The sequence below is a fragment of the Veillonella caviae genome (assembly GCF_003992125.1).
GTDB lineage: Bacteria > Bacillota > Negativicutes > Veillonellales > Veillonellaceae > Veillonella > Veillonella caviae.
Genome location: NZ_RQUY01000006.1, coordinates 12,849 through 37,171, shown reverse-complemented (window position 1 = coordinate 37,171; position 24,323 = coordinate 12,849). Strand labels below are relative to the sequence as shown.

Annotated in this window: 22 protein-coding genes; 13 read left to right on the top strand and 9 right to left on the bottom strand. The window is 40.1% G+C overall.

The genetic code is table 11. From position 1 onward, the window contains the following. Nucleotides 1-134: 134 nt before the first annotated feature. Both EO120_RS03360 and EO120_RS03355 read left to right on the top strand, forming a co-directional pair. The gene (locus EO120_RS03360) at nucleotides 135-1,955 is read left to right on the top strand and encodes an ABC transporter ATP-binding protein (RefSeq protein WP_127134095.1); all 1,821 of its coding nucleotides are present in this window, start codon (nucleotides 135-137) and stop codon (nucleotides 1,953-1,955) included. Continuing rightward, the gene (locus EO120_RS03355) at nucleotides 1,952-3,715 is read left to right on the top strand and encodes an ABC transporter ATP-binding protein (RefSeq protein WP_127134094.1); all 1,764 of its coding nucleotides are present in this window, start codon (nucleotides 1,952-1,954) and stop codon (nucleotides 3,713-3,715) included. The genes EO120_RS03360 and EO120_RS03355 overlap by 4 nt, the downstream gene beginning before the upstream one ends. Nucleotides 3,716-3,953: 238 nt before the next feature. Here EO120_RS03355 and EO120_RS03350 read toward each other — a convergent pair whose 3' ends face one another. Then, the gene (locus EO120_RS03350) at nucleotides 3,954-4,823 is read right to left on the bottom strand and encodes a DMT family transporter (RefSeq protein ID WP_241234868.1); all 870 of its coding nucleotides are present in this window, start codon (nucleotides 4,821-4,823) and stop codon (nucleotides 3,954-3,956) included. A gap of 389 nt (nucleotides 4,824-5,212) precedes the next feature. Between EO120_RS03350 and pflB the strand changes: the two genes are divergently transcribed. The 3 genes from pflB to pflA all read left to right on the top strand — a co-directional run bounded on the left by pflB (nucleotide 5,213) and on the right by pflA (nucleotide 8,458). Beyond that, the gene (pflB, locus tag EO120_RS03345; protein ID WP_127134093.1) at nucleotides 5,213-7,330 is read left to right on the top strand and encodes a formate C-acetyltransferase; all 2,118 of its coding nucleotides are present in this window, start codon (nucleotides 5,213-5,215) and stop codon (nucleotides 7,328-7,330) included. A gap of 72 nt (nucleotides 7,331-7,402) precedes the next feature. Beyond that, nucleotides 7,403-7,642 (top strand): autonomous glycyl radical cofactor GrcA3, encoded by a 240-nt coding sequence (gene grcA3, locus EO120_RS03340; protein WP_127134092.1) that lies wholly within the window; start codon nucleotides 7,403-7,405, stop codon nucleotides 7,640-7,642. A gap of 12 nt (nucleotides 7,643-7,654) precedes the next feature. Then, nucleotides 7,655-8,458 (top strand): pyruvate formate-lyase-activating protein, encoded by an 804-nt coding sequence (gene pflA, locus EO120_RS03335; protein WP_127134091.1) that lies wholly within the window; start codon nucleotides 7,655-7,657, stop codon nucleotides 8,456-8,458. Nucleotides 8,459-8,565: 107 nt separating this feature from the next. Here pflA and EO120_RS03330 read toward each other — a convergent pair whose 3' ends face one another. Continuing rightward, nucleotides 8,566-9,516, bottom strand: coding sequence for a 2-hydroxyacid dehydrogenase (locus EO120_RS03330; RefSeq protein WP_127134090.1), 951 nt, complete (start codon nucleotides 9,514-9,516; stop codon nucleotides 8,566-8,568). A gap of 257 nt (nucleotides 9,517-9,773) precedes the next feature. Here EO120_RS03330 and alr point away from each other — a divergent pair, with 257 nt between their 5' ends. Together alr and fliB are read left to right on the top strand one after the other, a co-directional pair. Beyond that, nucleotides 9,774-10,886, top strand: coding sequence for an alanine racemase (gene alr, locus EO120_RS03325; RefSeq protein WP_127134089.1), 1,113 nt, complete (start codon nucleotides 9,774-9,776; stop codon nucleotides 10,884-10,886). 121 nt (nucleotides 10,887-11,007) lie between these two features. Further along, the gene (gene fliB, locus EO120_RS03320) at nucleotides 11,008-11,973 is read left to right on the top strand and encodes a flagellin lysine-N-methylase (RefSeq protein ID WP_127134088.1); all 966 of its coding nucleotides are present in this window, start codon (nucleotides 11,008-11,010) and stop codon (nucleotides 11,971-11,973) included. Between the two features lie 24 nt (nucleotides 11,974-11,997). On the opposite strand, the gene EO120_RS03315 is transcribed toward fliB, so the two are convergent. Next, on the bottom strand, nucleotides 11,998-12,903 hold the full coding sequence (locus EO120_RS03315) for a metal ABC transporter substrate-binding protein (RefSeq protein ID WP_127134087.1): 906 nt from the start codon (nucleotides 12,901-12,903) through the stop codon (nucleotides 11,998-12,000). Nucleotides 12,904-13,019: 116 nt separating this feature from the next. Between EO120_RS03315 and EO120_RS03310 the strand changes: the two genes are divergently transcribed. The 3 genes from EO120_RS03310 (at nucleotide 13,020) to EO120_RS03300 (ending at nucleotide 15,102) form a co-directional block, all read left to right on the top strand. Further along, complete coding sequence (locus tag EO120_RS03310; protein ID WP_127134086.1) at nucleotides 13,020-13,805, top strand: metal ABC transporter ATP-binding protein; 786 nt, start codon at nucleotides 13,020-13,022, stop codon at nucleotides 13,803-13,805. Further along, entirely contained in the window at nucleotides 13,798-14,613 is an 816-nt protein-coding gene (locus EO120_RS03305; RefSeq protein WP_127134085.1) for a metal ABC transporter permease, read from the top strand. The genes EO120_RS03310 and EO120_RS03305 overlap by 8 nt, the downstream gene beginning before the upstream one ends. 87 nt (nucleotides 14,614-14,700) lie before the next feature. Further along, nucleotides 14,701-15,102 (top strand): Fur family transcriptional regulator, encoded by a 402-nt coding sequence (locus EO120_RS03300; RefSeq protein WP_127134084.1) that lies wholly within the window; start codon nucleotides 14,701-14,703, stop codon nucleotides 15,100-15,102. 53 nt (nucleotides 15,103-15,155) lie between these two features. Here EO120_RS03300 and EO120_RS03295 read toward each other — a convergent pair whose 3' ends face one another. Together EO120_RS03295 and EO120_RS03290 are read right to left on the bottom strand one after the other, a co-directional pair. Further along, nucleotides 15,156-15,455, bottom strand: a complete 300-nt coding sequence (locus EO120_RS03295; protein WP_127134083.1) for a YciI family protein — start codon at nucleotides 15,453-15,455, stop codon at nucleotides 15,156-15,158. 14 nt (nucleotides 15,456-15,469) lie between these two features. Beyond that, nucleotides 15,470-16,036, bottom strand: coding sequence for an NAD(P)H-dependent oxidoreductase (locus EO120_RS03290; protein ID WP_127134082.1), 567 nt, complete (start codon nucleotides 16,034-16,036; stop codon nucleotides 15,470-15,472). 390 nt (nucleotides 16,037-16,426) lie between these two features. Between EO120_RS03290 and EO120_RS03285 the strand changes: the two genes are divergently transcribed. Then, nucleotides 16,427-17,320, top strand: a complete 894-nt coding sequence (locus EO120_RS03285) for a LysR family transcriptional regulator (RefSeq protein ID WP_127134081.1) — start codon at nucleotides 16,427-16,429, stop codon at nucleotides 17,318-17,320. A 250-nt stretch (nucleotides 17,321-17,570) separates the two neighbouring features. Here EO120_RS03285 and EO120_RS03280 read toward each other — a convergent pair whose 3' ends face one another. From EO120_RS03280 to EO120_RS03265, 4 genes are all read right to left on the bottom strand, one after another. Continuing rightward, nucleotides 17,571-18,911 (bottom strand): anaerobic C4-dicarboxylate transporter, encoded by a 1,341-nt coding sequence (locus tag EO120_RS03280; protein ID WP_127134080.1) that lies wholly within the window; start codon nucleotides 18,909-18,911, stop codon nucleotides 17,571-17,573. Nucleotides 18,912-19,056: 145 nt separating this feature from the next. Further along, nucleotides 19,057-20,445: an adenosylmethionine--8-amino-7-oxononanoate transaminase gene (bioA, locus tag EO120_RS03275; RefSeq protein WP_127134079.1), complete on the bottom strand. Its 1,389-nt coding sequence runs from the start codon at nucleotides 20,443-20,445 to the stop codon at nucleotides 19,057-19,059. A 155-nt stretch (nucleotides 20,446-20,600) separates the two neighbouring features. After that, nucleotides 20,601-21,368: a dethiobiotin synthase gene (gene bioD, locus EO120_RS03270; protein ID WP_127134078.1), complete on the bottom strand. Its 768-nt coding sequence runs from the start codon at nucleotides 21,366-21,368 to the stop codon at nucleotides 20,601-20,603. Nucleotides 21,369-21,694: 326 nt separating this feature from the next. After that, the gene (locus EO120_RS03265; RefSeq protein ID WP_127134077.1) at nucleotides 21,695-22,240 is read right to left on the bottom strand and encodes a beta-class carbonic anhydrase; all 546 of its coding nucleotides are present in this window, start codon (nucleotides 22,238-22,240) and stop codon (nucleotides 21,695-21,697) included. Nucleotides 22,241-22,498: 258 nt separating this feature from the next. Here EO120_RS03265 and EO120_RS03260 point away from each other — a divergent pair, with 258 nt between their 5' ends. Further along, a complete protein-coding gene (locus EO120_RS03260; protein ID WP_127134154.1) occupies nucleotides 22,499-23,542 on the top strand; it encodes a YeiH family protein in 1,044 nt (347 codons plus the stop codon). A 145-nt stretch (nucleotides 23,543-23,687) separates the two neighbouring features. After that, nucleotides 23,688-24,302 (top strand): LysE/ArgO family amino acid transporter, encoded by a 615-nt coding sequence (locus tag EO120_RS03255; protein WP_127134076.1) that lies wholly within the window; start codon nucleotides 23,688-23,690, stop codon nucleotides 24,300-24,302. Nucleotides 24,303-24,323 lie beyond the last annotated feature (21 nt).

Sequence of the window (24,323 nt, the reverse complement as noted above, 5' to 3'; positions counted from 1 at the left end):
CTTCTCCGCTCAATACGCTGATCGTTTCCATTCCAATGTACATACTGCGTATATATTTAATCTATAAATAATCCCATCATTGATTTCAAAGATTGTATGCAATATAATATTATATTCAGACGAAAGGAGTTATAATGAAACCATTTATATCATATATAAAACCGAATATATGGTCCATCATAGCCATATCGCTTACTACGTTCATCAGTGTAGTAGGGTCTTTATACATCCCTACCCTTACAGCAACTATCATCAATGATGGAGTGTTGCGTGGGGATTTAGATTTTATTACCCACTCTAGCGTAACGATGCTCATTGCAGCACTCATTACAGTATTAGCAGCCGTATTAGGTGTTGCTTTAAGTGCCCATATTTCAGCCCGTATTGGTGAAACTATGCGCAATGATTTAGTCCATGCCATACAGAATTTTTCACTACGCGATTTCACTTATTTTGGAACTGGCACAATTCTCATGCGCACAAGCCGTGATGTAGAGAAAATTCAATCTGTTATAGATGAAAGCCTCAATATGATTTTCCCTACGCCTCTTATGATTCTCCTAGGGCTAGGTCTTACATTTTTTAAAAGCTGGCAATTAGGATTCATCATTCTCACCGTAATGGTACTCATGGTTATTTGTATAATGCTATTACAACGAAAAGCATTACCATTAGTAAAAAAAATGCAATTGAAATTAGATGACATTGCCGATATGGTACGCGATCATATCGTAGGTATGTCCGTTATCCGCGCTTTCAACCGCAGCCATGATGAAAACCATAAGGAGCAAGAACTATTCGGTGAAACTGCAGGTCTATCCAAATCGGTGCGCCAAACCTATGCCATCGGTTTGCCTACTATCCTTATCATGTTTAACATGAGTTCTGTTTGTATTCTATGGGTTGGCGGCTACAATGTCAGCATCGGTACATTTCAAATCGGTGATATTATGGCAGTTATCGAATATGCCAACCTTATCCTTCTCAATTTGCTCATGTCCGTTTTCGTCATCGTCGACGTACCAGAAGCCATGATATGCTACCAACGAATTCACGAATTGTTAGAACATAAAAATACTGACGTGTATGGTATAGGTGCAGCAGCTAATAACGCCATAACAACTACCACATCAAACACAACATCCGCATCAATCCTAGCTATAGCTAAAATGACATTGACAAACACAACCGACGATATCCCACTATTAGAATTCCGCAATGTTACGTTCCGCTATGACAATGCAGAAGCACCTGCGCTAGAAAATATTTCTTTTACAGTGCGCCACGGTGAAACATTAGCCATCATGGGGGATATTGGTTCTGGTAAAAGTACTATTACCAATCTGATTCCACGTCTTTTTTCCATTGAATCCGGCGATATTCTGTTCAAAGGCAAATCCATTTACGAATGGAACGTTAACGCTTTACGCGCTCTCATCGGTTATGTACCACAGCGCGCCTATTTATTTACGGGCACCGTAGAGATGAATATTCGTTACGGCGTATTCGGCACAGATAGTCCAGATATTTCGATGGACCGCATCGAAGAAGCATGCCGTTTATCGCGAGCTGACGAATTTATACCACGCCTAGACGGTGGCTACCAATTCATGGTAGCTCAAGGTGGGAGTAATCTATCTGGCGGTCAACGACAACGGTTAGCTATGGCTCGCGCCTTGGTAAGACAGCCGGAACTATTTATCTTTGACGACAGTTTTTCCGCCTTAGACGGCACTACAGAACGAGCTGTGCGCACTGCATTAGAAGGTGAGCTTTCAAAAGGCAATCGACCAGCCCTTATCAGCATAGAGCAAAAAGTAAGCGCTGCGAAAAAAGCAGATCACATTTTAATCATCAGTCGCGGCCAAGTGGCCGGTTACGGCACTCACGAGGAATTATCCCAAACATCCCTTGTATATCAACAAATCTTAGCATCCCAGGAGGTAACACCATGAATCCATTAAGACGATTCCTCATAGAATCAAGAAATCAATGGGGCTGGTTAATCCTCCTCATCATGGCCCTTATCGGCGCCTCTCTATTTGAAGTATCTGCTCCTGTGCTATTAGGTAAAATCGTAGATGCCATCATTCAAGGTTTAACGAACAACCAAGATATGTCCACCATCATGGGCTCTGTAGATACTATTATTTTCTGGCTCATCGGCCTCTATGCAGGGCATGCATTATTCACCTATTTTGGAGAGTATATGATGGCCTCCATCGGCGCCTCTATGGTATTAGCTTTGCGCAATCGCATGAGCGCTCATCTCTATACATTGCCAGTAGGCTACTTTCACAATCACCAACGAGGTGATATCCTCAGTCGCCTCACATCAGATTTAGATGCTATCGGCGAAACTGTCCAAGAAGGTGTGCCTGGCATCATTTCCGCTATAATCGGAATCGTCGGTTCTGTAGCCATGATGCTGTGGATTAGCCCGCTATTGGGATTCTCCATTATCGGCATCGTTGTAGTAGGCATGGCTTGTCTGGTTTGGACATCGAAACGAGCGCGACAAGTGTATTTAAAAAACCAAGAAGCATTGGGCGCTTTCAATAGCGGTGTAGAAGAAATCGTGGTGGGTAAATCTGTTATCCAAGCTTTTGGTTTGGAAAAAAAGACTACCCATACTGTGGATAATTTGAACGCCACCTTGTTTAAACGCATGCGTTCTGCCTCATTTATGAGCCAACTCATTTATCCGCTGGTCACATTTTTGAGCCAAATCAGCTATGTCATCGTCGCTATCCAAGGGGGAATCATGGTGCTCCGCGGCGCTATCAGTATCGGCGATATTCAAGCATTCTTCCTCTATGTAGGACAAGTATCTGACCCTATCGCCCGCAGTTCCTACATCATTACGAAATTCCAAGAAACAGCGGCTGCCCTCGGTCGTATTTACGAAGTCCTTGATACACCATCAGAATCGAACGACGGCACCATCACCCTCAGCGCTATCACAACAGCGACACACAACGGCACTATCGATTTTGAGCACGTTGATTTTGGCTATTCTGAAAGCAACGTATTCATGAAGGATTTAAACATTCATATCCCTGGCGGTTCTATGGCAGCCATCGTAGGCCCTACTGGTGCTGGTAAAAGCACCTTGGTAAACCTCATCATGCGTTTCTACGAAGTTCTCGGCGGCCGCATCACCATCGACGGCATTGATATTCGAAATATGTCCCGTGAAAGCTTACACAAGGAAATCGGCATGGTACTGCAAGATGCGTGGATTTTCACTGGTACTATTGCAGAAAATATCGGTTATGGTAAAGCGAATGCAACGCGAGAAGAAATCGAATACGTTGCGAAATTAGCCATGGCAGACCATTTTATCCGAACCTTACCTCAAGGCTATGATACAGTACTCAAACAAGGTGGCGATGACCTATCTCAAGGGCAACGACAACTAATTACCATTGCCCGCGCCTTCCTAGCGGATCCAAAAATTCTCATCCTCGACGAAGCCACCGCTAACGTCGATACCCGTACAGAAGTAGAAGTACAAAAAGCGATGAACACATTGTTACAAGGTCGTACTAGTATCGTTATTGCTCACCGCCTTTCAACAATAAAAAATGCCGATTTCCTACTAGTCGTAGAAAACGGCACTATTATAGAAAAAGGGACCCACCACGAACTCATTGAGCTTAATGGGAGATATAAAGAACTGTACACGAATTATGCAGCTGGTATGTCGGTTTAACTTCCATTCCATTTAACTCCTATATATTTTGATGGGACCACAATATTACAACTACATTTAGATGAAACAAAATCCCCCTACCTGTTCGTTCCATACGTTTAACGCACCTTCGTGCTACGTAAAGTCACTCACAGGTAGGAGGATTTTTGTTTTTACTGTAGCTATAAATAAGTCCCATCAAAATATGTAAAGCTAATTAGCATAACGTTATTAGCATTACAACATGAGTTTAATAAATCTACCTGCATTTATTAAACATATACAGCGACCCCAATATTATGGGCGACCCAATATACAACCCTAAATCTGGTATTTCGCCCAATAAGAGGGCAGCTACGATGGCTGCTACCACAGGGGATAGGTACATAAAGTTAGTTACGTCAGATACGCGTTCGGCGTGTTCTAAAGCATAACTCCAGAATACAAATCCCAAGGCGCTAGAGCAAATAGCAAGGTATGCAATGGCAAACCATGCTGTAGGTGGTGCAGCGATGATAGTATCCACCGCGTGGTTCACAAAGGGCAGTGTCATAACAGCACCGGTAAACATGGACCAAGTGGCAATGGTGATAGCGCTATGACCTTTCATAGCAAGACCACGATTAATAATATTGTATCCTGCAAACATAGACATACCTAGTAATGTCCACAAGGCTCCAATAGGAATCGACACCGCACCATGCCATAAAATAATAATGGCAACACCTATGAAAGCAGTCATAGTAAATGCCCACCCTAATGGGCGCATTTTGTCCTTATATACTATTAATGCCAACAACGCGGTAGTCATTGGCGTCAATGCCAAAATAATGCTTGATGTGGCAGCAGGAATCGTGCGTAACCCTTCATTAAAAACTACTTGGTACAGGAAATTTCCTGTTATCCCTAATAGTATATATAGCCCCCATTCTCGCCAAGTTGTAGGTATGTGTAATCCTTTGGCTACACCAATGATGAGCATAAATATAGCACCTATCAAAACCCTAGCCACCGATAATGACAATGGGTCGATATACAGTAGTGCTACCTTACTAAATGGAAATGCGGTGGCCCATACAGCAATGGTAGCTAAGGCACCTATAATCATTTTTGCTTTATTCGACATCATATCACGTCCACTTCCGATATATATAATACTACAACACAATTGAAATCAGAGCTTTCTCAAAGTTCACAATCCATCATACGCCAACCACGAGTTGCCTTTCATCTCTAATACCGAATTTTATTACTGATATTAAATTTCATTTATATGCTTTTCAGAGTATACAGCATTTCTTCATCATAACATATCTATAACTCCTCGTATGTAGCTGTAGATACACTTTCACAAGCATCACAAAAGAATGTAGTCATATCAACATCGCAATGATTGTTACGCATTTCGCATGCTATTTATTGAAAATACATATCATTAAATCATTGTATAATCGTCATAGATTGTGTACACTATAGACATAGAAAATCTATAGTTATATCCAATTATGGAGGTGCAAAATGCAACATACTGCATGGAAAGATTTTAACACAGGTGTGTGGGATAAAGCCATTGATGTACGTGACTTTATCCAAAGAAACTATGTCCCTTATGAAGGGGACGATTCCTTCCTAGTTGGTCCTACTGAAAGAACGACAAAATTGTGGGATCAAGTTATGAAATTGTATGAGGAAGAACGTGAAAAAGGTGGCATGCTTGATGCTGATACTTCTGTAGCAACACACATTACTGCGCATGCGCCAGGATATATTGACAAGGACCTCGAAACAATTGTAGGTTTACAAACTGATAAACCATTAAAACGCGCTATGTTCCCCTATGGTGGATTACGTACTGCAAAATCTGCTATCGAAGAATACGGATTCAAAATGGATCCACAAACAGAGGATTTCTTCAAAAAACATCGCAAAACACATAATGATGGCGTATTCGATGTATATACTCCAGAAATGCGTGCAGCCCGTACAGCTCATATCGTAACAGGTTTGCCAGACGCATACAGTCGTGGCCGTATCATCGGTGACTATCGTCGTATCGCATTGTATGGTGTTGATTATCTCATCGAAGAAAAGAACCAAGAATTCAACATCACTATGGGCGACATGTTAGAAGATGTCATTCGCGATCGAGAAGAGTTAAAAGAACAAATTAAATCTTTAAAAGAATTAAAAGAAATGGCAGCGTCTTATGGCTATGATATTTCTGGCCCTGCAAAAGACGTACGCGAAGCGATGCAATGGATTTACTTCGGTTACCTTGGAGCTATTAAAGAACAAAACGGTGCGGCCATGTCCATCGGTCGTAACTCTACATTCCTCGATATTTATGCAGAACGCGATTTGCGTAACGGTACATACACAGAAGAACAAATCCAAGAATTCGTTGACCATTTCATCATGAAATTGCGCATGGTTCGCTTTGCTCGTATCCATGAGTACAACAACTTATTCACTGGCGACCCTGTTTGGACCACTGAATCTATCGGTGGTATGGGCACTGACGGTCGTACATTAGTTTCCAAAATGTCCTTCCGTTATTTACATACATTAACGAACCTAGGGCCTGCTCCAGAACCAAATCTCACTGTATTGTGGTCTCCACGTATGCCTATCGGCTTCCGTCGTTTCTGTGCGAAATTATCCATCGAAACATCTTCCATTCAATATGAAAATGATGAGTTAATGCGCCCTAATTCCGGCGACGACTACGCTATTGCATGCTGCGTATCCCCAATGCGTATCGGTAAAGAAATGCAGTTCTTCGGCGCTCGTTCCAACCTTGCAAAATGTTTACTCTATGCAATCAATGGTGGCATTGACGAAAAATTGAAAAAACAAATCGGTCCAAAATATCGCCCTATTACATCGGAATACCTCGATTATGACGAAGTATGGGAAAAATTTGATGATATGATGGAATGGCTTGCCGGCGTATATGTAAATGCATTAAATATCATTCACTACATGCACGATAAATACGCTTATGAAAAACTTGAAATGGCATTGCATGACCGCAAAGTAACTCGTTGGTTTGCAACTGGTATTGCAGGTCTTTCCGTAGTTGCTGACTCTTTGTCCGCTATTAAATATGCAAAAGTAAAACCGATTCGTGACGAAAACGGCATCGCTGTTGATTTCGAAATCGAAGGTGACTTCCCTAAATATGGCAATGATGACGATCGTGTAGATGAGTTAGCGTCCATGGTTGTATCCACATTCATGAACAAAATCCGCAAACATCCTACATACCGTCAATCTGTGCCAACTATGAGTTTGTTAACTATTACTTCTAACGTAGTATATGGTACTGCTACAGGTTCTACTCCAGATGGTCGTAAAGCTGGTGAGGCTTTCGCTCCTGGTGCAAACCCTATGCATGGTCGTGATTCTCACGGCGCCATTTCTTCGTTAGCATCGGTAGCTAAAATGCCATGGCGTGATTGTTCTGATGGTATTTCTAATACCTTCTCTATCGTTCCTGACGCATTAGGTAAATCTGGTGAAACATTTGTATCTGTATCTGATTTTGATATTGAATTAGACCCTTCTCAATTGCCTAATTCCAATACTAACTTCGCATGCAGTGAACCAAATGTTACTATAGAGGAAGATAAATAGTATTTTCCAGCGTATCGTAAGGCTTTCACCAGCCCCGATACAATATCTATTTTGGTTGAAAGGAGGATACCTATGAGCAACCAACAACAAGTTGATAATTTAGTAGAATTACTAGACGGCTACTCCCAAAAAGGTGGTCATCATTTGAACGTTAACGTGTTTACTCGCGAAACATTGTTAGACGCTCAACAACATCCTGAGTTGTATCCACAATTAACTGTACGTGTATCCGGCTACGCTGTACACTTTAACAAATTGACTAAAGCACAACAGGACGAAGTTATTTCTCGTACATTCCATCAACAAATCTAATCGAGGTTTCCTATGACTGGACGTATTCATTCTATTGAAACGATGGGTACGGTTGATGGTCCAGGCATGCGCATGGTGGTATTTCTTCAGGGATGCCCCATGCGTTGTGCTTACTGCCATAATCCAGATACGTGGAATGAAAACTCAGATAATGTAAAATTCATGACCGTTGAAGACATATGGCAACAATTCGAACGTAACCGTCAGTTTTACACTAACGGTGGTCTTACCGTGACAGGTGGGGAAGCTTTGTTGCAAATCGATTTTGTAACCGAGCTTTTCATGTACTTCCGTGAAAGAAACGTCCATACCTGTTTAGATACAAGTGGAATTTGTTTTGATCCCCACCAAGAGGTGGCCTACCGCAAGCTACTCAGCGCGACTAGCCTTGTCATATTAGATATAAAAGATATAGACCCAACGGTGCATAAATGGCTTACTGGTCAGCCCTTAGAACCAATCTTAAACTTTGCTCGTCTTACAGCAAACGAAAACGTTCCCCTTTGGGTTCGCCACGTAGTAGTTCCCACTATTACGGATAATGCAGAACATCATTATCGTTTAGGATTTTTCTTAGGTTCCCTGAACAATTTAGAAGCCATCGACTGTTTACCGTACCATATAATGGGCGTATCAAAATATAAAGAATTAGGCCTTACCTATCGACTAGAAGGCGTCCCTGCGGCTACGAAAGATGTAGCATCAAAGGCGACGAAAACAGTAGTCGAAGGCATCAAAGCCTATCGTAGGCATTGGTGGAGCCCCATCAAAACACAATCAAATCATAATCAAGTTTTAAAATCACTATCTTCTTAATAGTATGTATATCAAGCCTCGATCTATACTATGGCCCTAATCGAGGCACAACAAAATAGCCCCTCCCTACAACCAGGAGGGGCTATTTTGTTTAATAAGTAATTCTATTAAGATACAACATTGATTGGTTTACCAGCGAAAAATCCATGAATATCATCTTTGATAATACCTACGAGGCGTTGGCGTGTTTCTAATCCTTTCCACCCCATATGTGGTGTAATAATTACATTGTCTAAAGTGTACAAAGGACTATCCTCTCTCGGTGGTTCTACCTCTTGTACATCCAGACCAGCACCGCCAATCTTATGTGCTTTCAAAGCTTCGCACAAATCAGCTTCATTGATGAGTGCACCGCGACCTGTATTAACAATGACTGCTGTCGGTTTCATCTTAGCAATTGTATCCTTATTAATCATATATTTCGTATGTTCATTCAACGGGCAGTGCAAAGAAATATAATCACTGTGAGCGAGTAATTCATCAAGGCTCACATATCTAATACCATCGCCATCCTCTTTTGGTGTCCGCGTATAAATCAAAATATTCATGCCAAGTGCTTTCGCTACCTTCACCACTTCCATACCGATATGACCTGCACCAATGATACCTAATGTTTTACCATTAATTTCAGTGTGGGGTACTTGCAAATGGTTCGTAAAGTTACTGCGGTCACCTCTAGCAAGCATAGCTATTTGCTGGTGCATAGTAGACGCAAAATTCATGATCATCATAATCGCCGTGTGGGCTACCCTCTCTGTACTATATGCTGGAATATTGCATACGGTAATTCCCTTTGCACGAGCCGCATCAAGGTCAATATTATTGTATCCTGTGCCTGCCTCTACGATAAGTTCTACAGACTTAGGAAATCGATGTATCAATTCTCCGCTTACAGGCAATTCCTTAGTTACAACTACGCGAGCGCCTTGAATGCGTTCAATGATTTCCTCATCGGTGCTATCATCATAAACTGCAACATCACGAGATAATACAGAAAAATCTAATAAGTGGTCATAATTCATTTTCTTTGCGTTTACTACTACAACTCGTTCGTTCATAAAAACCTCCTTACAAGCCCAAAATATCCATATCATATCAAAGAATTTACATATTAATTATACTACCGTTCCCATTATTTTATACATCATAGTCTCATCCTATTATATGAATTTTGCCTAATCCTCTTCAGGAGAATAGCTTTTATGATTTTTTATCATGCAAATCTGAAAATTTAAGTGAAACTTTCACAAAAGTATTGAGTATTTTCGAAAAAGTTATACAATAAAGATAATGTATATGAGGAGTGAATACTAGCATGAGACCAACCTATTTAACTATAGATACTAGCCTCGTTCGCGAGAATCTGAGGAAAATTAAAGATAGTCTCCCTGAATGGAGCACATCGACAGCAGTCATCAAAGCCAATGGTTACGGCCATGGTAGCGTCATGATGGGTCGCATCGCCGTCGAAGAAGGCTACGAATCCTTAGCGGTAGCCATTCCTGAAGAGGCAGTACCTCTACGCAATGCGGGGATTATGGTGCCTATTTATCTCTTAGGACTCACAAGACCTCAATCATTTGAACTCGTTGCAGATACAAATTCCATCCCTGCTGTATGTGAATCTACCGATTTAGAAGCGCTCAATCGAGTAGCAGCCAACCACGATATGGTGATTCCCGTTGCCGTTGCTGTCGATACAGGTATGCATCGCATTGGTATCCAACCAGAAAAAGCAATCCAATTTATTCAATATGTAGAATCCTTTGAATATCTTGAAATCGATGGTTTTTTCTCTCACATGAGTAATGCAGATGCTGCAGATCAAACCCATGCTCATGGTCAAGCAGAGAAATTCCACACCATGGTAGACCATATTCGCCAATTCAGACCAGATAATGAATATAGATTCTCCCTCGCTAATAGTGCAGGGCTCCTGTCTGTAAAAGACAGCCTCTTCACCGATGCACGACCTGGTATTATTCAATATGGCATCATGCCTTCCCTTGATGTGCCAAATCGTCTTGGTTTAAAACCAGTGCTCTCATTTCATAGCGAAGTAGTTCATGTCCAAGAATTACCTGCTGGAGAAGGAATTGGTTACGGAAGCACCTTTGTTACACCAGAACCTATGACCATAGCAACTATCCCTGTAGGTTATGCTGATGGCTATCCACGCAGTTTATCCAACCGTGGAACAGTCCTCATACACGGCACCCGTTGCCCTGTAGTAGGGCGTATTTGCATGGATCAGTTTATGGTAGCTGTACCGAGTACAATTACTGTGAAACCAGGTGACAAAGTAGTCCTCTTAGGTTCACAAGGCCACGAAAGCATTTCAGCCCTTGAAATCGCCGCACTAGCCTCTACGATTCCATATGAAATATTCTGCGGTTTCTCAGAACGAGTACCACGACAATATATATAATACACAGCCCCCTAATGCTATAACAACTATACCATTAGGGGGCTTAGTATATACACAACACACCTATTCTTATGATACAATTTGTACCATATATATTGTTTATATAAAGTGAGTAAATACTATGATTTCCTTATACCCCACCTTTTATCACACCTTCCAATGCAAAGCAGGTGATTGTAATCATACATGTTGTCAAAAATGGACTATTGATATTGATAAGGACACGGCAGAATTCTATGAACAGCTAAATACACCCTTAGGTGATACACTTCGCAAAGCTATCACTATTGATGAGGATGGTCACCATTTTGTGTTCTCCCATGAGCAGCCTTCTTGCGCTCTATTAAACAAAGACGGTCTTTGTCACGTTGTATTAGAACTAGGCGAAGATGCTTTGTGTCAGACTTGCCATATGCATCCTCGTTTTTATAAGTATGTGGAAGACTTGGAGTTATGTGGCGTTGGCCTATCCTGCGAAGCCTCTGTAGAAGGTCTATTAAGCGACGAGAATAATTATCTATCATTCACCATCGAAGATGACGATGGCGAATTCAACGCCGATGAAAGGCCTATACTAGAAAATATATTCCAATTATTGGCATTAGACATAGACCCTCAGTTCTGTAATTTTAAACCTATACTAGAACTAACATATTATCAAGAGTTAATAAATACGTATAGCAAAACAGAGCCCATCGATGACCAATGGACTCTGCAATTAGAAAATCTAAAACATTATCTTACCACTACAGAAGACTCAGAATATAACGGTGAAATGGATACTCCAAGAATTGCCCATGCAACGAATGACACTAAATGTAAGTCAAACTTGTTATCATATATTAAAACCCATGCATCACAACTAAACAAAATCTATCAATATATTATGTATAGGCAAATTGATATGTTGTCCGAATATTCCTTATATGCATTAATCCAATATGCAACAGACGCTACTCACTTTATTACTCTATCCGCTAGTATGTATGATAACTTGCCAGAGCAAATTAGACGGTGGTCAGAACAAATTGAATATGATGAAGATAATGTAGAATTATTATTTACTAATTATGAGACAATCACATAGCAGTTAAAGAATAAATGCAATACATTATTTTAAACTTGCCAAAATTTTGCGCAAGTTGTCATCCATTCTTTCAAGGTATGTTTTATCATCTTCGTTACTTTCCATAGTATAAATAGTTTCTACTTTTGCCCCTACTTCATCAGCTAATGTTTTAGATACATCAGGGCTTGCCATCTCTTCGGCAAAGATAGTAGTAATATTATGCTCTTTGCAATACGCCACAAGTTCTGCCAATTGTGCCGCATTAGGTTCCCCTTCAGCGAATACATCTTCTACGCTATTTTGTGCTAAACCAAAATCACGACAAAGGTATGCAAATGCAGCATGTCCAGTAACAAAATTTTTATGTGGTACACTAGCAAATTGAGATTCATATGTTTGAATCATATTATCTAGTTTAGCTACATAATCATTATAATTTTTTTCGTAGTAATCCTTATTATTAGGATCTGCTTTCACAAGGGCATCCTTAATATTTTTAACCTCTACCTTTGCATTTTTTAAAGATAGCCATGTGTGTGGGTCGTAATCACCATGTTCCTCAATTTCTTCTGGATCCTCATTTTTAATAGCCTCTACGCCATCACTAGCAACAACTGTAGTAAGTTGATTATTCTTTGCCGCCTCAATGGCTTTTTCTGCCCACGGTTCCATACCAAGACCATTCATGACAAATACTTTAGCACTAGCTAATTGTTTCATATTCTCCGGTTTTAATTCAAAATCATGTGGCTCTGTACCATCTGGAATGATTGTAGATACCTCTACCTTATCACCGCCAATAGCTTTTACAAATTCCGTCATGGCATTAAAACTCGTTACTACTTGAACTTTCGTACTACCTGCATTCTTCGATGTATCCGCACCGCATCCTGCTAGACATGCAGTCACTAATACACCAATCATTAACATTACCAATTTTTTAACCATAGTTACCTCCTATCTTTACATACTACAACCGCAACTGCATTTGCGACTCAGTTGCATTTGTATTATAGTTATAGTATAAACATTACCATTATTTTGTCAATTAGAAAGAGTATAGTATGTTAACTGTAGACCACGTTTATTTCTCCTATCACAATGAACCGCCGTATATCTTAAATGATATGAATCTCACGGTCCATCGTGGTGATTATATTTCCATCGTCGGCGATAACGGTTGTGGTAAAAGCACCCTCTTGCGCCTCATTCTAGGGTTCCTAACACCTATAAAAGGGCACATTACAAAGAGCACCCATAATTTACGCTATGTATCACAGAAAAACGATTTTTCTCACGCTGGATTTCCTATTACTGTACAAGAAATCCTAGATTCATACCGCAAATTATTGCATATAAAAGATAAAAACGAGGTGGACAGAGTCCTTGCTCTTACGAATATGGCAGATTACAAAAATCGTCTCATTAGCAAATTATCGGGGGGCCAAGCACAACGCATATCTATTGCACGCGCTCTCATCGGTGAACCAGACCTCATCATTTTAGACGAGCCGTCCACTGGCATTGACAGAAAAAGCCAAGAAAGTATCTATAGTCTGTTAAAAGAGTTAAATATAAAGTACGGCATTGCTATTTTATCCGTAGAACACAATCTTGAAATGGCTATCGCTAACTCCACAAGTATTTACCACATTGCCAATGGCCAGGGTCATCTTTGCTCGCCAGAACAATATGTGAAGGAAATCATGCACCGCTCCAATTCGGCGGAACATACAAATTGTTCATGCTTTACTGATGTGTCAGATCGTACTACACCTGGACCAAACGAGGTCTGCCAAAACAGTACACCCACTAGTGCTGTATCTACAAAGGAGGTGCACCATGTTTAATTACGATTTTATGCAAAATGCCTTCTTTGTAGCTATTTGTATTTCCCTCATTTGCCCATGCATCGGTATTTTCATGGTCCTCCGCAGATCCAGTATGATTGGTGACACTATGTCCCATGCATCACTAGCAGGTATCACCTTAGGACTATTGACAAATACGAATCCCATCATCGGAGCCTTCCTATTTACTGCTCTCTGTGGCGCCCTTATCGAATTTCTTAGAAAATACTTCTCTCATCATCTCGATTTAATCCTCACCATCATCTTATCCCTCAGTATCGGTACGGCCATTACATTGATTAGTTCTGGTCATCTGAAAGCTAACGCCAATGTATTTCTCTTTGGCAGCATCCTCACTGTAAATGCGACCGATATGATTAGCATTGCAGCCCTTACGGTATTATCTATACTGACCCTCTATTTCTTATATAACTCGCTTCTCTATATCGCTTACGACGAAGAAGCGGCCCGCGTGGCTGGCGTCAAGGTGGATTTGATTAACTATATTTTCGCCATTCTCATGGCAGCAGCTGTCTCTATTTCCATCAAAATCGTCGGAGTCCTCGTGTTGAGCGCTATGATTGCATTACCAGTGGCCTCTGCATTACAACTAGAAAAAGGATTTCGCACCACCTTACTATGCTCCATTGGATTTAGTTTACTATCTATGGTCATCGGTCTCTTTGGATCCTACTACCTCAATGTAGCACCCGGTGGTTTTGTGTCACTCACCTCAGTAGGTATCTTGTTAGTAGTATTAGTGATTAAAAATATACGAATTATCATGAGCCGATTACGGGTTAGATAAATACAATGCACAATCGATGTGTAACACTCAATGCCAGTACCGAAAATACATACATTAAGAAGTAACATTATCATAGAAAGGAAACCAATGTCTCATCCCAATTGGCCAAAAGGCATAAAAAAGACCAAACAGCGCGAAGCCATTTGGTCTGTTTTAACAAGATCCACTAAACCTATTACTGCCATCGATATTGCAAAGCAATTAGGGACTGGCAGTACAACGTGGATGTCCACTATCTATCGTACCTTGGAAATGCTAGAAACTAAGGGTCTCGTAACGCGAACAACACTCCGTGGTAGCGACATAGCATACTATGAAATTACACCGCATACACACCGCCACTACGCGGTATGTACCGAATGCGGTGCTATGATTCCCCTCCTCCATTGCCCTGTTGTGGAAATGCCACAAGAACTCATCGACTCAGGGTTTACCGTAACAGAACACCATTTAGAAATTGCAGGAATTTGTAAAGACTGCAAAAAATAAACTTATAATCCTAAATTGCAATATAAATTATATGACCTCGGACGACTATACAATTAACCTACGTAATTCTTAATATTTTCGTTGAACATAGTTACTGTAAACTCATGTACGGTGTAAGTAGCTAGTTGATTTACATAATACGCATCGGATGTAAGCATATCTTCAATTTCTTCACGAGATTCAGCATGAGCAATGATGAGACCTGTACCAGGCACATCTGGACATGGACCGAGCATTAAAAATTTACCTGCATCAAAAAATGTTTTGAACCATGCACGATGTTGATTTAACATCTCTTCTGCTTTACCTGTAGGAACTTTATTAACATCAATTTCAATATAAATAGTATACATAATGTAACTCTTTCTTATTTAGCCAATTCTTCAATACGTGCCACTAGGCGTTTTGCATGATTGTGACAAGCAGCATTCATAGCAGCTACTTGCTCAGAATCTTTACGACCTGCATAGGATACGCCACCAGTAAATACATAACCTTCGTATACCATGCCTGTAAGGTTTGCTATTTGCTCAAAACGAGTCATCATAGTTGCTACTGGAAACATTTGGATGCCCCCTTCTACGTACATATCTGCTGATGCACCAGTGGTAAAAGAAATCAACAATTTTTTACCTTGTAATGCGTGTCCTGTAGTACCATGGGACCAACCATGTTGGAATGTATCTTCCATCCATTTAGCCATCATGCTTGGCATACTGTACCAAAAAATAGGGAATTGCAACACGATAATATCGGCTGTCTCCAATTTCTTTTGCTCAGCGGCTACATCGATTTTGAAATCTGGATACTGGCTATCTAAATAATCATAACTTGCATTTGGCAATGCTTTAGCTACATCTTCTAAAATCAATTTATTGGCAAAAGAATCGTCTTGTAAATTAGTGTGACCAGACACAATTAATACATTCTTCATACATACACTCCTTTATGTCATTACATTTGTAAAAGTAAGCATTCAAGCCTAATATATAATATTTACATCATATATTATTGCCTAATAATGTTAGTATAGCAATCTGTATCTAAAAACACTAATTTATCAAATCTATAGCCATGTATAAATTTTATTTATATATGCCTTCGATACCTCTGCTGATAAGTATATTAACTAGATTAAAAGACTTATGACAAAGCTTGTATCTCCAAATAGAAAAGAGTACTTGTATCTTTTTAAAACAATAAATTGATGCTATTAATTTGTTTAAAAGATACTCACGAAATTATCGCTTTTTTTAGTATAATAATTATCGGAAAAATCGATGTGATGACATTCCCCCAACTTAGCTAGGTATAAGGAGACACTATGGAGTTACGCACATTACAATATTTTGTAACCGTTGTTAAAGAAGGCAATATTACAAAAGCAGCCCAAGCGTTACATATGACGCAGCCTGCTTTGTCAATTCAGATAAAAGATTTAGAAGAAGAACTGGGTACTCCATTAGTGAATCGCGGTAACAGACATATTACCTTAACCACAGAAGGCAATTTCTTTTATCAAAAAGCCCGTGAAATTTTAGGTCTCGTCAATTTTACGCGAGAAACATTAGAAGGCTTTTCTGAAATCAATGGCACATTGTATTTAGGCGGTACAGATAGCCAATATAATGAAGAATTATTCAAAACCTTTCACCAACTGCGCCAAGAATATCCTCAGATTAATCTCAATTTCCTAAGTGGTACTATAGAAGACACATTTAAACGATTAGATAGTGGTGATATCGATTTCGCCATCATCTTAGGCCCTGTAGATACGGAAAAATATAACACCTTGCCATTACCATGGTGGGATATATTCTCTGCCCTTGTACCGGACTCCTCTCCACTATATTTGAAAGAAGTCTTAAAACACGAGGATTTTGAAACACAGCAGCTCATTTTGCCAAATCACCCTATGATTCGCAAAATCGTAGCAGGCTGGCTCAACATGCCGTTGGAGATGCTTAATGTATCATCGGTATACACCTTTCCGTACACCGCATCTAGTCTCGTACAAGCGGGATTAGGCATTGCCTTGTGCAAGGATGCTATCCTCAATACGAGCCAAAGCAATCTACGGTTTATCCCTATTGAAGATCCCATCTCTTTGCCACTCCAATTATTATGGCGTCGCGACAGTGCCATGAGCCAAGTGGCGTTAAAATTTCTCGATGTAGTAACAGAAAAAGTAGCTACAGCAGAATACTACCCCCAATAGTTGCCCTAGAATAGCTGTACTAAAAAATAAGCGCTACAACAGAATTTAATAGAAAAAAATAAAAACGTAGCGCCCTGTGTTATACATCCTAACGATGACGTATCTGTACGCTAATCATTAGATGCCACACAGGGTGCTACGTTTTTTTATAATATCATCTTTACTATAGTATCATTATTATACTCATATAATATCACTACTGTACTAACGTGATATATACTGTTATATCATAATCGCTATTTCATTGCCTCTATAGCAGCAATGGCGCCACAACGAACCCAAGAGCTACTGCAATAGCAATTGTCAATACACCAGGAATAAAGAATGGATGATTAAATACAAATGTACCAATCCTTGTCGTTCCTGTATCGTCCATTTGTACAGCCCCTAGTAATGTAGGATATGTTGGCAACACGAATAATGCAGACACAGCTGCAAAAGATGCAATAATAATATACACATTATCTGTGTGCTCTGGTGTAATGCCGAGAGCTAGGATAACAGCTGGCACTAAAGCTTGTGTAGTAGCCGCTTGGCTGTACAGTAAGGTACTAGCAAAAAAGAACGCTACTGCCAATAAAAATGGATAAGCAGTTACAAGATTAGCTGCTACTGCTTTGATTTCAGGAATATGACCTTTTACAAAAGTATCCCCTAACCATGCCACACCTAGCACACAGACGCAAGCGGACAAACCAGATTTAAATGTACTAGTATTCACAAGATCCGCTGTATCGATGTGACAGAATAATGTGATAGCTGTGGCGATAGTCATCATGAAGCCCACAATGGCATCATTTCGGCCGAAAATAACTGGTGAAATGAGCCCAATATTTTTAGAGATAGCCGTTGCATAAAATACGATGGCTATAACACCGATGAGAAAGATTAATACCGATGTCTTCGCATGTGGTTTTAATTGAAAATCTCCGTTTTTTTCGCGTGGCACCGACACATGACCAGCAGCCAAACGTTCACGATACACAGGGTCAGTAGATAAATCATTATTACTAAGATTGGACATGATAAAAGCTGTAATGAGCACTGCTACATAAGTGGTGGAAATACAAATAGCAAGGAGTATGGGATAACTAACGCCAAAAGGTTCTAAAAATCCACTCATTGCGACTACCGCTGCCGATACAGGACTGGCGGTAATACCGATTTGACTAGCTACTACGGCAATGGATAAAGGTACCGAAGGCTTGATATTCTCGCTCTTTGCCACTTCCACAATAACGGGAATCATGGAAAACGCCGTATGACCTGTGCCCGCTAAAATCGTCAAGAAATACGTCACCGTTGGAGCTAAATAATTGATATGCTTTGGATTCTTGCGTAAAAGATTTTCTGCAATCCGTACCAAGTAATCTAGCCCTCCTGCCAATTGTAATGCACAAATGGCTGCAATAGCGGACATGATGACTAGAATAACATCCCACGGAATCTGCCCTGGGAACATTCCCATACCTAAACTCAATAACACTACGCCAAGGCCACCAGCATAACCAATACCCATACCGCCGAGACGTACTCCGAGGAAAATAGCGCCAAACAAAATGACGACTTGCATAATTACATAAATGTCCATACTATGACCTCCTTATGTACCTATCTTAACATATATAGGGAGGTTAGTCATGAAAATAAAGCCTTAACCTACCAAGTCTAGTAGATTAAGGCTTTAAAGCAACATATTAATATTATTTGTAAAATAAGATAACAATATCTGCCAATTACAAAATAATCGGCCTCATACCTTCCAACACATGTTCCTCTTCTGTAGCAATGCGGATGCTTTCACCAACAATGCGCACCATGTCCTCTATTTGTTCCACCGTAGATACCAATGGAGGCATGAGGATAACTACATCTCCGATAGGCCTGCAGATAAGACCACGTTCACGAGCGAGAACGGCCACTTTAGCGCCTACTGCGTCATTAGGTCGATATGGTGTATGAGTCGCTACATCTTGTTCCAATTCAATACCAACAATAAGTCCTCGTTGACGCACTTCTTTCACATGTTCCAATTGTTCAATCGGTTTCAATGCATTGGTAAAAGCCTCGATTTTGCGAGGAAGCCCTTCCATTACCTTTTCATCGCGGAATACTTGTAACGATGCTAATGCAACAGCACAGGCCAACGCATTCCCTGTATAAGAGTGACCATGGTAGAATGTTTTCTTTTCTTCAAAGGTACCGAGGAATGCGTCGAATACGCGTTGTGTTGTCAAAGTAGCCGCCAATGGCATATAACCGCCAGTAATCCCTTTAGATAGCGTCATGAAATCAGGCGACACGCCTTCTTGTTCACAAGCAAAGAATGTACCGGTCCGTCCAAAGCCAGTAGCTACTTCGTCGACGATGAGGAATACATCGTGGGCTGCAGTGAGTTCACGAACTCGTTTCAAATAACCATGAGGCATAACAAGCATCCCTGCAGCGGCCTGCACTAGTGGCTCCATAACGAGAGCTGTGATTTGATGGCCTTCTTCATCAAGTATACGTTCCAATTCTGCTAAGGATTCTTCAAAAGCCGCCTCCCGATCTGCTACATCCCGATATACCCCTGGGGACGGCAATGTAATCGGTTTGAATAATAAATTATGGAATACTTGATGGAATAATTGGATACCCCCTACAGACACGGTGCCTAATGTATCGCCATGGTACCCTGCATTAAGAGATATAAATTTCGTTTTTTCTGTTTGCCCCACTTGTTGACGATACTGATACGCCATTTTGATGGCAATTTCAATGGCCGTACTACCATCATCAGACAAGAACACTTTATTTAGCCCTTCTGGTGCTAATTCTACTAATTCTTTACACAATTGTGCTGACGGAGGGCTCACGAGCCCTAACAATGTGCTATGCGCGATTTTATCGACTTGCTCTTTCAATGCTCGGTTTAACGTAGGGTGATTATGACCGTGAATATTTACCCACAATGACGATACGCCATCATAATACTGTTTACCATTTTCGTCAATTAAATAAACTCCTTCGCCACGTTCTATAACCACTGGCTCCTGTGCCAACCAGTCTTGCATCTGTGTAAATGGATGCCATACAAATTCATGATCCCATTTTGCTACTTGTGAAAGTTTCCGTTCCGCCATTTTGTCACCTCATGTAGTAACCCACACTAAACTATACTAATTGTTATTTATCAACCTATATCAACTATTATCGATTAATCTCCACTAACTATTATTCATCCATACATAGCAAGTACAAAATTTAAGCTCTCTAATAACATCCTACTCTTAATGTATTACTGTCCTTTAAAATTATCGCCCCAAATAGCCGTCCAAATACGCTCTGTATCCAAGAAAGACCGCCCCCAGCCGAGGAGCACTTTTTGTTGGTCTGGTCCTTTATAAGGTGGCAACACACCAAGCACAGGAACGCCTGTATATCGTTCCATATCGGCTATATTCGTTTTCAACAAAAATGGGTCTACCAATGTAGTATCATTAACAATAATGCCTTTTACATCAATATTATGCTGCTTAGCATATGCACAAGTCAGTACGGCACGATTAATGGACCCTAAACGTCCATCTGCAACAACTAATGCAGGATAGGCAATATCTTTCATAAGGTCTGAAAACGTATAATCCCCAATGAGAGGTGTTGTAATACCTCCGGCTCCTTCTATGAAAGTAATGTCATAGTTCGGCACCACATGTTGAATATGATGAACTACCTCATCATAATCGATATCCACCTCAGCTAATTCAGCAGCTAAGCGTGGTGAATAATCCCCTGCTAGTGCATATGGATTCACTTCATGTCGACGTGACTCAGGAATCCCCACAGCACGCATCAAATACGTAGCATCTTTGCTCTCTAAATGAATCGCTAAATTATCTTCATCTGTGGATATACACTCAGGAAATGGCACTGCACTAGATGATACGGGCTTAACCATGCCCACATCGAAGCCATCCGCCACCGCCAAGGCCCCTAACAACCCTGTAACAAACGTTTTTCCTACATCCGTATCCGTGCCAATGACCGACAAAGCTAAACCTTTCATAACTGCTCCTCTCTAGCACTCCTAAGAATACATATGTCTTATAGAAATCGATTCATCAGCCTACTATTCTCCACATATCATTACAAAAATGTGATTTGACCATCAATTATAGGCTGTTTCTCATCAGTAAAACCATCGTCATTGAAAACCATATTGCACATCTAGGTTAACAATCTAATTGCAGTATACCGCCGTCACAGATATTTAGTCAACTATATTTTATCATGCAGCTTAACAAAAAGGATGCTCCATAATGGCCAAATACAAGGGAATTGCTCCCCATACATCAATTACGAAATAGTATGGGGGACATTAATACAAATCTATTAAACCTCAATATATCGGAACTCTCCTGTATCAGGATCCATCATTCCCCCATAAAACCCCATTCCCTTAGGAAATAATGGATGATGACGTAAAAACTGTACGGTGTATTTTACATTTTCTTCGGAAATGTGAAAACGGTCCATCCAATCGATAAGCCCAGGTTCAATCATACGAATAGCATCTTCACTAATGCCTTTCGCCTTCATAGATTCCATAAATTGTTCTGCAGAAAAATCAATCATCCCACAGTTTTCATGACCGATAACGAGCACATCTTCGATTCCCATACCATAAGTAGAAACGAGAAGGCTTTGTACAACATTATCAATCGGTTGGGTTACACTATTGCCAGCTGTCTTAATAGCAATCACTTCACCACGCTCAAATCCAAGTGCCTCTTCCAACATTCCCACAAGACGCGTATCCATACATGTAACTATAGCCAACTTTTTCGTAGGATGACTTGTAAGCCCTTTCATAGACAATTCAGGATGCGTAGCTACATACGCCTTATTATGTTCAATCATTTTATTGATATTAATCATAGAGCACCTCGCAATTACACAGCTTTGGCATTTCCCTAAACTATGCATTTATTTTTATAAGTTACACTATGGATTATAAAACTATACATAAAAAAAAGCTATGTATACATAACAGCTTTACTTTCATACTAAATTCTATGTATCGAAATTTTTCAATTGGATTTAATTCCCATGAATGTGGTACTATTAACTCATAAATATAAATGCACCCCTGCGTTACACCACAGAGATGCTGTATGTACAATAGGAGGTATTATGATGGGTATCAATACAAAAACATTTCCTGGCATTGCCCTTTGCTTTATTCTCGCCATTCCTTGCTGGTTATTAGGACAACAATTTCATCTTATAGGGAGTCCTATTTTTGCTATCATTCTAGGTATAATAATAGGTTCTCTATTTACATCGTGGAAACGAGAAAAAACAGGCGCAGGCATTGCTTTCACATCGAAGAAAATCTTACAATGGGCCGTTATCTTACTTGGTTTCGGGCTCAATATTACGCAAATTTTGCATGTAGGTTGGATTTCCTTACCTGTTATTATTTCCACCATTGCTACATCATTGATTGTATCTTATATCATTTTCAAAATGACTCATATAGAGTCCAATACAGCGGTGCTCATCGGGGTTGGTTCATCAATTTGTGGTGGTTCTGCCATTGCTGCCGCAGCACCTGTTATCAATGCTGATGATCAAGATATTGCACAAGCCATTTCTGTAGTATTCTTTTTCAACGTAGTAGCCGCATTCGTATTCCCACCGCTTGGAGATGCATTGCATCTATCCAATATGGGATTTGGTCTATTTGCAGGCACCGCCGTTAACGATACATCATCGGTAACAGCTACCGCTGCCGTTTGGGATAGTATGAAAGGAACAGGCACACAAGTTCTCGAATACGCTACCATCGTTAAATTGACCCGTACATTGGCTATTATTCCAATTTGCTTAGGCCTTGCTAGTTATCAAGTATATAAGGCAAAACAAGTAGCTGCCAACTCTGGTGATGCCGCTTCCGTCAATGTAGCCTCTATATTCCCAAAATTCGTACTATATTTTGTAATTTGCTCATTAATTACAACTATCTTATCCTATATGAACGTGGATATTCACTTCCTCGATATATTTAAAACTATTTCCAAGTATTTTATCACCATGGCAATGGTAGCTATCGGTTTAAACACCAACATTGTAAAACTTCTCAAATCTGGTGGTTCTGCCCTTGCTTTAGGAGCTGCTTGCTGGATTGCCATCGCCATTGTTAGCCTAGTGGCACAACATATAATTGGTTTATGGTAAAATAGAATATATAAAAAATTACCCTCACTATATATGAGGGTAATTTTCGTATATCTACTATTCACTTATCATTTACCATAAATTATCAATATATTAAGGGTTCTGCCATTTATTAATTAAAACAGGTTAATTATAAGGAGATTCTATGTATTTCTTACAAGGCCTACTCATCGGGCTCGCCACCTTTGCGCCTATAGGGATGCAAAATTTATTTGTTATTAACACCGCTTTAGTCCAACCTTGGTCACGCATTATGATAACGATAGCTATCGTTGGTTTATTCGATATGACCTTGAGTACTGCCGCTTTCTTTGGTATCGGTGCCCTTATTGAAATGTGGCCTCTGTTAAAATTAGTGATCCTCATAGTAGGCGGCGCCATCGTCACCTATATGGGATATACTGTGATTCGCAATGAAGCCTCCCTAGAAAAGGTGAACACCAATATTCCTATAAAAAAAATTATCACTATGTCCATCATCGTCACTTGGGGCAATCCCCAAGCCATCATTGACGCCACCATGATGCTCGGTGCTTTTCGTGCCAATATACCTAGCGAATACATTTACCATTTTTTTGCTGGTTTTCTTGCAATGACACCGATATGGTTTTGTTCATTAGCAACTATTATCTATCTATTAGCGAAGAACATCAAAATATCCCATCTCATTTGGATTAACCGCATCTGTGGCACTATACTCATTATGTATGGCATCAAATTATGTATAGACGGCACCATGTTATTATTAACAATCATATAGTCATCAAAATTATATCCAATC

Excerpts from the sequence above, each read along its gene's own strand:
- EO120_RS03295 (WP_127134083.1), bottom strand. The coding sequence starts at position 15,455 with ATGTATACTATTTATATTGAAATTGATGTTAATAAAGTTCCTACAGGT.
- pflA (WP_127134091.1), top strand. The coding sequence starts at position 7,655 with ATGACTGGACGTATTCATTCTATTGAAACGATGGGTACGGTTGATGGT.
- EO120_RS03265 (WP_127134077.1), bottom strand. The coding sequence starts at position 22,240 with ATGATTAATATCAATAAAATGATTGAACATAATAAGGCGTATGTAGCT.
- EO120_RS03300 (WP_127134084.1), top strand. The coding sequence starts at position 14,701 with ATGTCTCATCCCAATTGGCCAAAAGGCATAAAAAAGACCAAACAGCGC.
- EO120_RS03350 (WP_241234868.1), bottom strand. The coding sequence starts at position 4,823 with ATGATGTCGAATAAAGCAAAAATGATTATAGGTGCCTTAGCTACCATT.
- pflB (WP_127134093.1), top strand. The coding sequence starts at position 5,213 with ATGCAACATACTGCATGGAAAGATTTTAACACAGGTGTGTGGGATAAA.
- grcA3 (WP_127134092.1), top strand. The coding sequence starts at position 7,403 with ATGAGCAACCAACAACAAGTTGATAATTTAGTAGAATTACTAGACGGC.
- EO120_RS03285 (WP_127134081.1), top strand. The coding sequence starts at position 16,427 with ATGGAGTTACGCACATTACAATATTTTGTAACCGTTGTTAAAGAAGGC.
- fliB (WP_127134088.1), top strand. The coding sequence starts at position 11,008 with ATGATTTCCTTATACCCCACCTTTTATCACACCTTCCAATGCAAAGCA.
- EO120_RS03260 (WP_127134154.1), top strand. The coding sequence starts at position 22,499 with ATGGGTATCAATACAAAAACATTTCCTGGCATTGCCCTTTGCTTTATT.
- alr (WP_127134089.1), top strand. The coding sequence starts at position 9,774 with ATGAGACCAACCTATTTAACTATAGATACTAGCCTCGTTCGCGAGAAT.
- EO120_RS03330 (WP_127134090.1), bottom strand. The coding sequence starts at position 9,516 with ATGAACGAACGAGTTGTAGTAGTAAACGCAAAGAAAATGAATTATGAC.
- EO120_RS03255 (WP_127134076.1), top strand. The coding sequence starts at position 23,688 with ATGTATTTCTTACAAGGCCTACTCATCGGGCTCGCCACCTTTGCGCCT.
- EO120_RS03315 (WP_127134087.1), bottom strand. The coding sequence starts at position 12,903 with ATGGTTAAAAAATTGGTAATGTTAATGATTGGTGTATTAGTGACTGCA.
- bioA (WP_127134079.1), bottom strand. The coding sequence starts at position 20,445 with ATGGCGGAACGGAAACTTTCACAAGTAGCAAAATGGGATCATGAATTT.
- EO120_RS03290 (WP_127134082.1), bottom strand. The coding sequence starts at position 16,036 with ATGAAGAATGTATTAATTGTGTCTGGTCACACTAATTTACAAGACGAT.
- EO120_RS03355 (WP_127134094.1), top strand. The coding sequence starts at position 1,952 with ATGAATCCATTAAGACGATTCCTCATAGAATCAAGAAATCAATGGGGC.
- bioD (WP_127134078.1), bottom strand. The coding sequence starts at position 21,368 with ATGAAAGGTTTAGCTTTGTCGGTCATTGGCACGGATACGGATGTAGGA.
- EO120_RS03280 (WP_127134080.1), bottom strand. The coding sequence starts at position 18,911 with ATGGACATTTATGTAATTATGCAAGTCGTCATTTTGTTTGGCGCTATT.
- EO120_RS03305 (WP_127134085.1), top strand. The coding sequence starts at position 13,798 with ATGTTTAATTACGATTTTATGCAAAATGCCTTCTTTGTAGCTATTTGT.
- EO120_RS03310 (WP_127134086.1), top strand. The coding sequence starts at position 13,020 with ATGTTAACTGTAGACCACGTTTATTTCTCCTATCACAATGAACCGCCG.
- EO120_RS03360 (WP_127134095.1), top strand. The coding sequence starts at position 135 with ATGAAACCATTTATATCATATATAAAACCGAATATATGGTCCATCATA.